The sequence below is a fragment of the Mycobacterium terramassiliense genome (assembly GCF_900157385.1).
Classification (GTDB): Bacteria; Actinomycetota; Actinomycetes; order Mycobacteriales; family Mycobacteriaceae; genus Mycobacterium; species Mycobacterium terramassiliense.
This window is the reverse complement of the sequence record NZ_LT717699.1, coordinates 551,049-563,536: the sequence shown is the minus strand read 5'-3', so window position 1 is coordinate 563,536 and position 12,488 is coordinate 551,049. Positions and strand designations below refer to the sequence as shown.

Below are 12,488 nucleotides of genomic sequence, written 5' to 3'. Positions count from 1 at the left end.
TGTCAACCAGGCCCGCGGCGGCTTCGGCGTCTTGGGCACCCTGTGGCGCGCCGGGATGATCGCGCCGCTGCGACCCGACCGCTACCTGAAGATGGCCGCCGCCATGCGCCGCGAAGGCCTGGGCATGACCGTGGGCTTCGCCAGCGCGGCGGCGCGCTGCCCGGAACGTCCCGGCCTGATCGACGAGCTGGGGACGCTGACCTGGCGGCAGCTCGACGAGCGGATCAATTCGTTCGCCGCGGCGCTGCAGGGCTTGCCCTCGGGGCAACCCAAGGTCGTCGGGATCATGTGCCGCAACCACCGCGGCTTCGTCGAGGCGGTGGTGGCCGTCAACCGGATCGGCTCCGACGTCGTGCTGCTCAACACGTCGTTCGCCGGGCCGGCCCTGGCCGAGGTGGTCAACCGCGAAGGCGTCGACGCGGTCGTCTACGACGAGGAGTTCACCGAGACCGTGGATCGCGCGCTGGCCGACAAGCCCGACGCCACCCGGATCCTGGCCTGGACCTCAGACGGGCAGCGCGGGGCGACCGTCGAGCGGCTCATCGCCGATCACCCCGGTCAACGGCCGCACCGCTCCGGGCGCAAGGGCAGGATGATCCTGCTGACCTCTGGCACCACCGGAACACCCAAGGGCGCCAACCAAACTGGCGGCAACGCCGGAGTGGGGACGCTCAAGGCGATTTTGGACCGCACGCCGTGGCGGGCCGAGGAAACCGTCGTGATCGTGGCGCCGATGTTCCACGCGTGGGGTTTTTCGCAGCTGATCTTCGCCGCGTCGATGGCCTGCACCGTGGTCACCCGGCGCAAGTTCGACCCGGAGGCCACCCTCGACCTCATCGACCGCCACCGGGCCACCGGCCTGGCGGTGGTGCCGGTGATGTTCGACCGCATCATGGAGCTGCCCGCCGAGGTGCGAAACCGGTACACCTGCAAGTCGTTACGATTCGCCGCGGCGTCCGGCTCGCGGATGCGCCCCGACGTCGTCATCGCATTCATGGACCAGTTCGGCGACGTGATCTACAACAACTACAACGCCACCGAGGCCGGCATGATCGCCACCGCCACCCCGGCGGACCTGCGGGCGGCCCCCGACACCGCGGGCCGGCCGGCGGGCGGAACCGAAATCCGGATCCTGGACGGGGATTTCAACGAGCTGCCCACGGGGGAGGTCGGGACCATTTACGTGCGCAACGACACCCAGTTCGAGGGCTACACCTCGGGCAGCACGAAGGATTTTCACGCCGGGTTCATGTCGTCGGGCGACGTCGGCTACCTCGATGACGCCGGGCGCCTGTTCGTCGTCGGGCGCGACGACGAGATGATCGTGTCCGGCGGCGAGAACGTCTACCCGATCGAGGTGGAGAAGACGCTGGCGGCACACCCCGAGGTGGCGGAGGCCGCGGTGATCGGCGTCAGCGACGAGCAGTACGGCCAGCGGCTGGCGGCGTTCGTGGTGCTGGCCCCGGGGGCCGGGGCCACTACCGAGAGCCTCAAGCAGCACGTGCGCGAGAACCTGGCCAACTACAAGGTCCCGCGCGAGATCACCGTCCTCGACGAGCTGCCCCGCGGCAGCACCGGCAAGATCCTCCGCAACGAGCTGCAGGCACGGGTCGGCGGCTGATGCGGTTCAAGATCAGACAACCGAGGCCGCTGGCGCGGGCCACGCTGGAATTGGCCAACGCCGCCAACGGGTTACGACCGCTGGCCCGCAAGGGGTACAGCACCGTGCTGGTGTTCTGGTTTGGCTGGCCGACGTCCGAGGTGCCCGGGGTGTACTTCTCGGCCTCGGTGGTGGACGCGCTGCGACGGGCGCGGCGCGGCGACTTCGCCGGGCCCCGCGGCAAGGCGGCGCTGGCGCTCACGGCCGCGTCCTGGGCGATCCTGGGGGTGATCCGCTACCGCGGCGTCACCACGCCGGGTCCGGTGCTCGAGGCCGGCCTGCGCGAGCAGTTGGGGCACGACTACACCGAGGCCCTGGAGGCGCTGCCGCAAACGCAGCCGAGCCGCAGCGGCCGTCGCAACCTGCCGCTGGGCAACACCGTGGCGCGCCGGCGCTACGTCGAGAAGACGAACGTGGTGTCCTACGGCCCGCACGGCCGCGCCAACCTGGCCGACATCTGGCGGCGCCGCGACCTGCCGCGCGACGGCAAGGCGCCGGTGCTGCTGCAGGTCCCCGGCGGCGCGTGGATGATCGGAATGCGCCGTCCCCAGGCCTACCCGCTGATGAGCCACCTGGCCGCCCGCGGCTGGGTGTGCGTGTCGATCGGCTACCGGGTCTCCCCCGTGCATACCTGGCCCGACCACATCGTCGACGTCAAACGGGCGCTGGCCTGGGTCAAGGACAACATCGCCCGCTTCGGCGGCGACCCGAACTTCGTCGCGATCACGGGCGGGTCGGCCGGCGGCCACCTGTCCGCGCTCGCGGCGCTGACGCCCAACGACCCGAAATTCCAGCCGGGGTTCGAGGAGGCGGACACCTCGGTGACCGCGGCGGTCCCGGTGTACGGGCGCTACGACTGGTTCTCCACCCACGGCGAGGGGCGTCGCGAATTCATCGGGCTGCTCGAAAGGTTCGTCGTCAAAAGGAAGTTCACCACCCACCGCCACATCTACCTGGACGCCTCGCCGATCAGGGAGCTCAGGGCCGACGCGCCACCGTTTTTCGTGCTGCACGGCCGTGACGACTCGCTGATCCCGGTCGGCGAGGCGAAGGAGTTCGTCGAGGAATTGCGCGCGGTGTCGAAGTCCCCGGTCGCCTATGCCGAATTGCCGCACGCTCAGCACGCTTTCGACATCTTCAGTTCCCCGCGGGCGCATCGATCCGCCGAGGCCGTCGCCCGCTTCCTGTCGTGGGTGTACGCGACGAACTATGTCACCTGCGAGCCATAGTTGCGCGTTTGCGTTTTCAATGCCGTTGCCGGCCTGAGGATTCGGTCGGCCCCGCCCCGCCTGATGGGCGACGGCGTCGGCAGCTTCACGGCTGGCGCCGTTGTGCTTGCTTCGGGCCGCGCCGATAGGCTCTGATGTGCTCGAGCGCCATGTTCACGGCCAGTTCGAGAGGTCGGGCGCTGCGCATGGTCTGCGCCATCAGCAGTCCGCCTTGCAGCGCACTCATCACGGTCAGGGCGAGCTCGGCAGGGTCGGCATCCGCGGAGAGTTCGCCGTTGTCGCGCATCGTCGCCAAGCCCGTGGACAGATACGATTGCCACTCGGCGAAACTCTGCGCAAGCTCGTGGCGCGCCGAATCGGAGTGTTCGGCAAGCTCGCCTACCAGCGAGCCCAGCGGACAACCGCCGACGCCTTGCGTCGCACGCGTCATGGCCACGACGTGGTCACACCACCGCTGCAGCCCCTCCCACGACGAGACCTCGCCAAGATCGGGCTGCTGGGCCGCGATGACGTGGGCGAGTTGGGTCTTCACGACCTCGCGAATGAGGGCGTCCTTGTTGGCGAAGTAGTGATAAAGCTGCGACTTGCTCGTGCCGGTAGCCGCCATCACGTCGTCCAGGCTCGTCCCGGCCACCCCCTGCCGGCGGACGAGCAGCGCCGCCGCAGCGACGATGCGGGCCCTGGTCGCCGCGCCGCGAGTCGTAAGCCGCCCGGCGCCGGGGCGCTCCTTTGATGACATGCGCGCAGCATATTGAGATTGGACTTGATAGTCCACTTCTGCTTCAGCACAATTCGCCGTGTAGTCCGCCCAACCCTCGGAGAAGATGACGTGTCCCGCCTGAGATATGGCCAGCAGTTCCCCGTGCTCGAAGTTCCCGCCGTCGGTGGCGGCACGATCTCGCTGCCGGGCGATCTCGCCGGCTGCTACGGCGTCGTCTTGATGTATCGCGGGTCTTGGTGCCCGTACTGCAACGCGCAGCTGGCCGCGTTCTCTCGCGCGTCCGACGTGCTGACCGAGCTAGGCGTCAGGGTCGTCGCCGTGTCCGTCGACGATGAGGAGACCTCCGCCGCGCTGGTCGCAAAGCGCAAGCTGCGCTTCCCGGTCGGCCACAGCGCGGACGCCGACAAGATCGCTGAGGCGACGGGCGCCTACGTCAACGACGATCCGCACTACCTGCAATCGACCGGCTTCATCTTGGCGCCGGACGGCAACGTGCGGCTCGCCGTGTACTCCAGCGGCGCCATCGGCCGGCTGGTCGCCGACGATGTGATCGGCTTCATCCGGTATATAACCGACCACCCGGACGCGCGGTGAACGACACCCAAAAGCTCAATCCACAATCCCGCCGGCGTCCCGCGGATAATAAGGTCTTGAGATACAACTCGATGTTTCTGGGTTCCGCGATGTTCTTGTTTGGTTTCCTGAAATTGTTCGAGCCTTTTCGCACGTGGTTCGATGTACAGATCACCAAAAGCGGCCTTCCGCGATTCAGCATCCCAATCGGCATCGCCGGAGAGATATCCATTGGCCTCGGCCTGCTTTCGGCGTCCGGCTGCACACGGAAACAATCGAATCTTTTCAGCCCGATCGTGTTCACCGCCTCAGCCGGCCTGATCGCCAACATGGCGGGTGCCACCTACGTGCACCTGCACCCAGAGGTGCCGGCGAGTGTGCTTCCGCTAAAAATAAAGCCTCCATTCATCCCGCTGTTCTTTATGTTTTTGGCGGCGGTGAATCTCGTTCAACTTGGTCGGGCCAATAACCGACGATCCTGATGGCAGACCGAGACAGCAAAGGACCGACCAGATGCGCCCGCCGCATGAGACCCTGTTCGAAACGACAACTATCGGTGGCGTTGGCCTCGCCGGCCGTGTCGCCCTGGCACCGATGACACGGGTCAGCGCGACGGCCGACGGTCTGCCCACCGACCAGATGGCTTCCTACTACCGCAGATTCGCCGAGGGTGGCTTCGCTCTGTTGATCACCGAAGGCCTTTATATCGACGAGAAGACCAGTCAGGGATACCTCTTCCAACCCGGCATCGCGAACTCCGCCCACGCGGCGGCCTGGCGGCGGATCGTCGACGGCGTCCATGACCGTGGTGCCAAATACTTCGCCCAACTCATGCACGCCGGCAGCCAATCACAAGGCAACCCGCGCACAACGATCACGTGGGGCCCGTCCGCAATACGCCCGAACGGCGAGCAGCTACCCATGTACCGCGGTTCGGGCCCGTTCCGGGTTCCCCAGGCGATGACCGCCGAACACATCGCGCAAGTCCGCGGCGCGTTCGTCAATGCGGCACGGCAGGCGCGCGACGCCGGGTTCGACGGGGTGGAAATCCACGGCGCAAACGGCTATCTGCTCGACGAATTCCTCACCGACTACCTGAATACCCGCACCGACGACTACGGGGGCAACACGGCAAACCGCGTCCGTCTCGCCGCCGAGGTCTGCCATGACGTCGCGTCGGCCGTCGGCGGCGACATCGCCGTCGGCATCCGCATCTCCCAGGGGAAAGTCTCCGACAACCACCATCGGTGGGCCGGCGGCGAGGACGACGCGGCCGCTATCTTCAGCACGCTGGCCGGCACAGGCATCGACTACATCCACACCACGGAATATCGGGCGCTGGCCCCGGCATTCGCCGAATCCGGCAAATCTCTCGCGCAGCTCGCCAAGCAATACGGCAAGCTGCCGGTAATCGCCAACGGTCATCTCGACGACCCCCGGGACGCCGCCGCCATCATCGAGTCCGGCGCCGCCGATGTCGCCGCCCTGGCCAAACCGGCATTGGCCAACCGCGACTGGCCCCACCGGGTGCGTACCGGTCAACCGCTATCACCCGACCTGCCTGCGGATCTGTTCGGGCCCATCGCCAACCTCAAAGAGTGGGAGGTCGTCGGCGCATCCACCACGCGGACGTGATCAACGGTGCGATACGCCACGAGCCCGAAACGTCGACTGCGACTTCGAGTTCGCCGCGGACGCGTCCTAAACGGGTTCGCAGCGTCATCCGCACTGCGAGTCGAGCGACCCGCGCTTGCGACGTCGACGGGGCTGCACTCGCGGGCGGGCGCCGGCCTTCGACGCGGGGGACCACCGGCGCCGCAACGTCATTGAACGACAACGCAACGGCGTCAAGCTATGACGCGGCCTGGCTAGCCGCTACGACGAACCGCGATCGTCTACCGTGCGGCCGCCGAGCTCAGGGCAAACACCATCGGGGCTGACCCAGTTGTCCAGCCCGCTAACCGCTCACTTCCCGCGCCGCGGCCTTCTCGAGTTCGGTCAACGCAGGCTCGATCCGATCGGCCATGTCGTCGATGTCGTTGGCCACCTCGGGCGTCGTCACGAAGCCGAAATCCAGGTAGTCGGTGTAGGAGAAGCAGGTGATGTTCAGGGCGACGTCCATCACGGGCGGCCCGAGCGGCACCAGCGAATCCAGCTTGGCCCCGGCCATGTACAACGGGAACGGCGGGCCGGGGACGTTGGACACGACCAGGTTGATGGGGGCCAGGTTTCGCGACAACCCGCTGGCCGTGTAGGCGCGCGCGGCCAGCTGCAGCAGCCCCGGCGGCGTCGTTTCGGTCAGCCCCATGATCTGGTGCGCGGACAACGCCTTGGCCATCAGCTTGGCGCTCTGGGTGCTTTCGTGGATGGCCATTAATCGCTCGGCCGGATCCTCGATGTCGGTGGCCAGGGACGCGGTCATCGAGCTCACCTTGTTGCCGACGTCGTCCTTGGTCTCGTCGGTGCGGGTGGAGACGGGGATCTGCGCGATGAGCGGTTTGGCCGGCAGCTCGCCGCGCTTCTGCAGGTATTCGCGGGCGGCGCCGGCCACCAGCGCGAGCACGACGTCGTTGAGCTTGACGCCGTACGCGTCCTTGATGGCCTTGACCCGGGCCAGCTCGACGCGGGCGCCGGTGACCCGCCGGTGCGGGGACACCGGCGCGTTGAACCGGGTCTTGGGCGCCTCGAAGTAGCGCGGCGGCCGGCTGCTGACGCCCAGCGCGGCGATTTGCTGGCGCAGGGTCTGCTCCACCAGCCGGGCGAGGCGGAACGGCGTCTTGATGCCGACGTTGATCAGGGCGCCCACCGCGCGTCGCTCCAGCCCCGGAAGCTGGGAGCCCACCAACGACCCGACCGTCTCCTCTTGCGGCGGACGGGGTTCCGGCGTGATGTCCAAGAGGATTTCACCCAGCCCCGCGCCCGAGACGCCGTCGACGATGGCGTGGTGCATCTTGGTCAGCGTCGCGATGCGCCCGCCCTCGAAGCCCTCGATCACCCACATCTCCCAGAGCGGCCGGGCGCGGTCCAGCTTGTAGGACATCAGCCGGCCCACCAGTTCCTCCAGCTCGCGACGGCCGCCCGGGGCCGGCACGCCGATGCGGCGGAGGTGGAAGTCGACGTCGAGGTCCTCGTCCTCGACGAACCATGGCCGATCCAGCCCGAGTGGGGCGCCGGTGACCCGCCAGCGCAACTGCGGCAGCTCGGGCAGCCGCTCGATCAGCAGTTGGCGGAGCCGGGCAAAGCTGTACTCGGGCGCGTCGTTGGGATCGCAGATCGCCAGAGCACCGACGTGCATGTGCCAGCCCGCTGTTTCCGCGGACCAAAACGCCGCGTCAACGCTCGAAAGCCGCTTCATGCCCTGACCGTAGCCCCCGCTCAGGCATCCTCCAATAGGTCGGGCGTCACCGCCGACTCCGTGTCCGGGATCCCCTCGACCTTCGCCTTGCGGTCGGCCATGGACAGCAACCGCCGAATGCGCCCGGCGACAGCGTCTTTCGTCATCGGCGGGTCGGCCAGGCGGCCCAGCTCCTCCAGGGAGGCCTGCCGGTGCTCGACGCGCAGCCGGCCCGCCGAAGCCAGATGGTCCGGGACGGTGTCGCCGAGGATCTCCAGCGCGCGCTCCACCCGCGCGGCCGCCGCGACCGCCGCGCGCGCCGAGCGGCGCAGGTTGGCATCGTCGAAATTGGCCAGCCGGTTGGCCGTGGCGCGCACCTCGCGGCGCATCCGCCGCTCCTCCCAGACCAGCCGCGTGTCCTGGGCACCCATCCGGGTCAGCAGGGCGCCGATCGCCTCGCCGTCGCGCACCACCACCCGGTCGGCGCCGCGCACCTCGCGCGCCTTGGCGCTGACCCCCAGGCGGCGGGCCGCGCCCACCAGCGCCAGCGCGGCCTCCGGGCCGGGGCAGCTGACCTCCAGGGCCGACGAACGTCCCGGCTCGGTCAGCGACCCGTGCGCCAGAAACGCCCCCCGCCACGCCGCCTCGGCGTCGGCGATGCTGCCGCCGACCACCTGGGCGGGCAGCCCGCGCACCGGACGGCCCCGCATGTCGAGCAGCCCGGTCTGCCGCGCCAGTGCCTCGCCGTCGTTGGCCACCCGCAGCACGTACCGGGTGCTCTTGCGAATCCCGCTGGCCGACAACACATGCACGACGGCGTTGTACCCGTAGAGCTCGAAGATGTCCTTGCGAAGCCGGCGCGCGACGTTGCCCAGGTCCACTTCGGCCTCGACGACCACCCGGCCGCCCACGATGTGCAACCCGCCGGCGAACCTCAGCAGGGACGTGACCTCCGCGCGCCGCGCGCTGACCGACTTCACAACCAGGCGGCTCAGTTCGTCCTTGACTTCGGTCGTCATCGCCACGCGTCGTCACCCCTCTCGCCGTCGACCCGGATCTCGTTCGTGGCCGTCGCCGAAGGGGTTTGAGGGCCTGGTAAACCATCACTATGGCCCGCTCGGACCCCGTCGAGCGCCGCCGCGAGCTTGCCCGGGTCATGTAAAGGTGTACCAGGTCGGGACACGTCGGCGAAGTGGACCTCGGCTTCCAGCAGCGTCGCGGTGCGGCGCAGTTGCTCGCGTTCGCGCTCACCCGGCACCCGCTCGGCGTCAATGATGATGTCGTGCACGGTGAATCCGGGCGCGTGCTGGGCCAGCACGTGCAGGTGGCGTTCCACCGAGAAGCCGGCGGTCTCCCCCGGCTCGGCGACCAGGTTGAGCACCAGCGCCCGCCGCGCGGAGGTCGACCGCAGCGCCGAGGCCAGCCCCGGCACCATCACGTGCGGGATCACGCTGGTGAACCACGACCCGGGCCCGAGCACCACCAGGTCGGCGGCCATGATCGCGTCGACGGCCTGCCGGGTCGCCGGCGGGTTGGGCGGTAGCAGCCGCACCCGCCGGACCTTGCCCGGCGTGGTCGCGATCGCCACCTGCCCCCGGATCAGGCGGAAGATCCGCGGGTCGGCCTCCAGGCCGGACACGTCGGCCTCGATCTGCAGGGCGATCGGGCACATCGGCAACACCCTGCCCTTGACCCCGAGGATGCGGCCGAGCTCGTCGAGCGCGGCGACCGGGTCGGCCAGCACCTCGTTGAGGCCGGCCAGCAGCAGGTTGCCGATCGGGTGGCCGGCCAGCGCGCCGTTGCCGCCGAATCGGTGCTGCAGGATGGTCGCCCACAACCGCCCGTACGGACTGTCGGATGCCAACGCCGCCAACGCCATTCGCAGATCGCCGGGCGGGATCACGTCCAGTTCGCTGCGCAGCCGGCCCGACGAGCCGCCGTCGTCGGCGACCGTGACCACCGCGGTGACGTAGGGCGTCAGCCGGCGCGCCGCGGACAGCGTCGCATACAGGCCGTGTCCGCCCCCCAAGGCAACGATGCCATCACTCATTCGCGACCCAGATCCCGGTGCAGCACCCGCACCGCCAGCTGGGGGTTACCCCGAAGCAGCTGCATCAATGCCTCGGCGATCGCGACGCTGCGATGCTTGCCGCCGGTGCAGCCGATGGCGACCGTCATGTAGCGCTTTCCCTCCCTGCGGTAGCCGTCGACAACGAGGTTCAGCAGACGATGGTAAGCGTCGAGGAACTCGGCCGCGCCGGGCTGGCCCAACACGTAGTCGCGCACGGCCGGATGCTCGCCGGTGAGCGGACGCAGGTCGTCGACCCAGTGCGGGTTGGGCAGGAACCGGACGTCCATCACCATGTCGGCGTCCATGGGCAGGCCGTATTTGAAGCCGAACGATTCGACGGTGACGCTCGTGGACGCGCCGGTCTCGCCGCCGAAGGCGCGCTCGATGCTCTCCCGCAGCCCCCGCACCGACAGGGTCGACGTGTCGATGATCAGGTCGGCGGTGGCGCGGACCGGCGCCAGCATCCTGCGCTCGGCGGCGATGCCCTCGGCCAGCGTCTGCTCGCCCTGCAGCGGATGGCTGCGGCGGTTCTGTTCGTAGCGGCGCACCAACATGTCGTCGGAGGCCTCCATGAACACCACGCGCGGGGTGATGTTGCGGGTGGCCAACTCGTTGCGCACCTCGTCGAGATCGCCGGTGAAGCCCCGCGACCGCACGTCCATCACCACCGCCAGCTGCGTGATCCGCGACCCGGCGGCCAGCCCGAAATCGACCATCCGGGTGATCAGCTGGGGCGGCAGGTTGTCGGCCACGTACCAGCCCAGGTCCTCGAGCACCTTGGCCGCGGTGCCCCGCCCGGCTCCCGACAACCCCGTCACCAGGACGACGTCGATGCCGGCCCCGTCTTCGGGGTAGGCGTCGCCCGGGTGTTTGTTGGTGAATTCGTCTTGGCTTGTCATTCGGCGACTTCCGGTTGCTCGGGTCGCAGCGCCTCGAGGACGGCCGTGGCGGTGGCCACGCCGATGCCCGGAACGGCGGTGATCTGGTCGACGGTGGCCTCCTTGAGGCGGGCTATCGATCCGAAATGGGTTACCAGCGCCTTGCGGCGATGTTCTCCCAATCCTGGCACCGAATCCAGCGCCGAAGCGGTCATTCGCTTGGATCGCTTGCTGCGATGGTAGGCGATGGCGAACCGATGTGCCTCGTCGCGGACGCGCTGCAGCAGGTAGAGGCCCTCGCTGTTGCGCGGCATGATGATCGGGTCCGGCTCCGAGGGCACCCAGATCTCTTCCAGCCGCTTGGCCAGGCCGATGACCGCGACGTCGGTGATGCCGAGTTCGTCGAGCACGGCCGACGCCGCGTTGACTTGCGGCGCACCGCCGTCGACGACGAACAGGTTGGGCGGATAGGCGAAGCGGCGCGATTTTCCTTCCGGGGAAAGCATATTGGGATCTTTTTGCTCGCTCAGGTGCCGCGCGAACCGCCGGCGGGTCACCTCGGCGATGGAGGCGACGTCGTCGGAACGTCCCTGCCCGGCGGCCTCCCGAATGCCGAAGTGGCGGTAGTCCGACTTGCGCGGCAGGCCGTCCTCGAACACCACCAGCGAGCCCACCACGTCGGTGCCCTGCACGTGGCTGATGTCGACGCATTCGATGCGCAGCGGCGCATCGGCCAGGCCCAGCGCCTCCTGAATGTTCTGCAGCGCAGCCGATCTCGCGTTGAAGTCACCGGCCCGCTTCAGCTTGTGTTGCTGCAGCGCCTCTTTCGCGTTGCGCAGCACCGTTTCGGCGAGCGCCCGCTTGTCGCCGCGCCGCGGCACCCGCAGCGCGACCCGGGAGCCGCGCAGCCCGGACAGCCAGCTGGTCAGCTCCTCGGCGTTGGACGGAAGGCACGGCACCAGCACCTCGCGCGGGACCGGGTTGGTGGACTCGTCGGCGGCACCGTCCAATTCGGCCTGCTCCCCGTAGAACTGGGTCAGGAATTGCTCGACCAACCGCTCCTCACCGGATTCCCCGGGGTCCCCTGACTTTTCGACGATCCAGCCGCGCTGGCCGCGAACCCTGCCGCCGCGGACGTGGAAGACCTGCACCGCCGCCTCCAGGTCGTCGTCGGCGAACGCGACCACGTCGGCGTCGGTGCCGTCGCCGAGCACCACGGCCTGCTTCTCCATGGCCCGCTTCAGCGCGGACAGGTCATCGCGAAGGCGCGCGGCCCGCTCGAAGTCGAGCTGCTCGGCCGCGGCGTTCATCTGCTGCTCCAGGTCGCGGGCGAACCGGTCGGTCTTGCCGGACAGGAAGTCGCAGAAGTCGTCGACGATCTGGCGATGCTGCTCCGCGCTGACCCTGCCGACGCAGGGGGCCGAGCATTTGTCGATGTAGCCCAACAGGCACGGGCGGTCGATCTGCTTGTGCCGCTTGAAGACTCCGGCCGAGCAGGTGCGCGCCGGAAAGACGCGGGTGAGCAGGTCCAGCGTTTCGCGGATCGCCCACGCATGGGAGTACGGGCCGAAATAGCGCACGCCCTTGCGGCGGGGGCCGCGATAGACCATCAGCCGCGGAAACTCCTCGCCCAGGGTGACGGCCAGCACCGGGTACGACTTGTCGTCGCGGTAGCGCACGTTGAAGCGCGGATCGAATTCCTTGATCCAGTTGTATTCCAGCTGCAGCGCCTCGACTTCGGTGTTGACCACCGTCCACTCGACCTTGGCCGCGGTGGTCACCATCTGCCGGGTTCGCGGGTGCAGGCCGGCGACGTCGGCGAAGTAGGACGTCAGCCGGCTGCGCAGGCTCTTGGCCTTGCCGACATAGATGACCCGACCGTGCGCGTCCCGGAATCGGTAAACGCCCGGCTCCACCGGGATGGACCCGGGCGCGGGGCGATACGTTGCGGGATCTGGCACGTATCCAGGCTAGTAGCCCCCCAAGGCGTTTCCGACCAGCCCCGAAAACCGCCGGATTGAC

Annotated in this window: 11 protein-coding genes; 5 read left to right on the top strand and 6 right to left on the bottom strand. The window is 68.7% G+C overall.

Translation table 11 applies throughout. The features are described from left to right. The first annotated feature begins 31 nt into the window (after positions 1-31). Complete coding sequence (gene fadD12, locus MTAB308_RS06970) at positions 32-1,621, top strand: acyl-CoA ligase FadD12 (protein ID WP_425436215.1); 1,590 nt, start codon at positions 32-34, stop codon at positions 1,619-1,621. Continuing rightward, entirely contained in the window at positions 1,621-2,889 is a 1,269-nt protein-coding gene (locus tag MTAB308_RS06965) for an alpha/beta hydrolase (RefSeq protein ID WP_077098746.1), read from the top strand. The genes fadD12 and MTAB308_RS06965 overlap by 1 nt, the downstream gene beginning before the upstream one ends. 85 nt (positions 2,890-2,974) lie before the next feature. Here the strand turns inward: MTAB308_RS06965 and MTAB308_RS06960 are convergent, their stop codons facing one another. Continuing rightward, entirely contained in the window at positions 2,975-3,628 is a 654-nt protein-coding gene (locus tag MTAB308_RS06960; protein WP_077098745.1) for a TetR/AcrR family transcriptional regulator, read from the bottom strand. Positions 3,629-3,718: 90 nt separating this feature from the next. On the opposite strand from MTAB308_RS06960, the gene MTAB308_RS06955 reads away from it, so the two are divergent. Genes MTAB308_RS06955 through MTAB308_RS06945 form a run of 3 tightly spaced genes read left to right on the top strand, consistent with a single transcriptional unit; the run spans position 3,719 to position 5,818 of the window. Continuing rightward, positions 3,719-4,204 carry a peroxiredoxin family protein gene (locus tag MTAB308_RS06955; RefSeq protein WP_077098744.1) on the top strand — a complete coding sequence of 162 codons (486 nt, stop codon included), beginning with the start codon at positions 3,719-3,721 and terminating at the stop codon, positions 4,202-4,204. After that, positions 4,201-4,665 (top strand): hypothetical protein, encoded by a 465-nt coding sequence (locus tag MTAB308_RS06950; protein WP_083746451.1) that lies wholly within the window; start codon positions 4,201-4,203, stop codon positions 4,663-4,665. Before MTAB308_RS06955 ends, MTAB308_RS06950 begins: the two co-directional genes overlap by 4 nt. A 31-nt stretch (positions 4,666-4,696) precedes the next feature. Next, positions 4,697-5,818 carry an oxidoreductase gene (locus tag MTAB308_RS06945; protein ID WP_077098743.1) on the top strand — a complete coding sequence of 374 codons (1,122 nt, stop codon included), beginning with the start codon at positions 4,697-4,699 and terminating at the stop codon, positions 5,816-5,818. A 322-nt stretch (positions 5,819-6,140) separates the two neighbouring features. Here MTAB308_RS06945 and MTAB308_RS06940 read toward each other — a convergent pair whose 3' ends face one another. The 5 genes from MTAB308_RS06940 to uvrC are packed head-to-tail and all read right to left on the bottom strand — an operon-like array spanning position 6,141 to position 12,427. Next, positions 6,141-7,538: a WS/DGAT/MGAT family O-acyltransferase gene (locus tag MTAB308_RS06940; RefSeq protein ID WP_077098742.1), complete on the bottom strand. Its 1,398-nt coding sequence runs from the start codon at positions 7,536-7,538 to the stop codon at positions 6,141-6,143. A 20-nt stretch (positions 7,539-7,558) separates the two neighbouring features. After that, positions 7,559-8,536 carry a DNA-binding protein WhiA gene (whiA, locus tag MTAB308_RS06935; protein WP_108637241.1) on the bottom strand — a complete coding sequence of 326 codons (978 nt, stop codon included), beginning with the start codon at positions 8,534-8,536 and terminating at the stop codon, positions 7,559-7,561. After that, positions 8,533-9,567: a YvcK family protein gene (locus MTAB308_RS06930; protein WP_077098741.1), complete on the bottom strand. Its 1,035-nt coding sequence runs from the start codon at positions 9,565-9,567 to the stop codon at positions 8,533-8,535. Before MTAB308_RS06930 ends, whiA begins: the two co-directional genes overlap by 4 nt. Continuing rightward, positions 9,564-10,487 (bottom strand): RNase adapter RapZ, encoded by a 924-nt coding sequence (gene rapZ, locus MTAB308_RS06925; protein WP_077098740.1) that lies wholly within the window; start codon positions 10,485-10,487, stop codon positions 9,564-9,566. The genes MTAB308_RS06930 and rapZ overlap by 4 nt, the downstream gene beginning before the upstream one ends. Then, positions 10,484-12,427 carry an excinuclease ABC subunit UvrC gene (uvrC, locus tag MTAB308_RS06920; protein ID WP_077098739.1) on the bottom strand — a complete coding sequence of 648 codons (1,944 nt, stop codon included), beginning with the start codon at positions 12,425-12,427 and terminating at the stop codon, positions 10,484-10,486. Before uvrC ends, rapZ begins: the two co-directional genes overlap by 4 nt. Positions 12,428-12,488 lie beyond the last annotated feature (61 nt).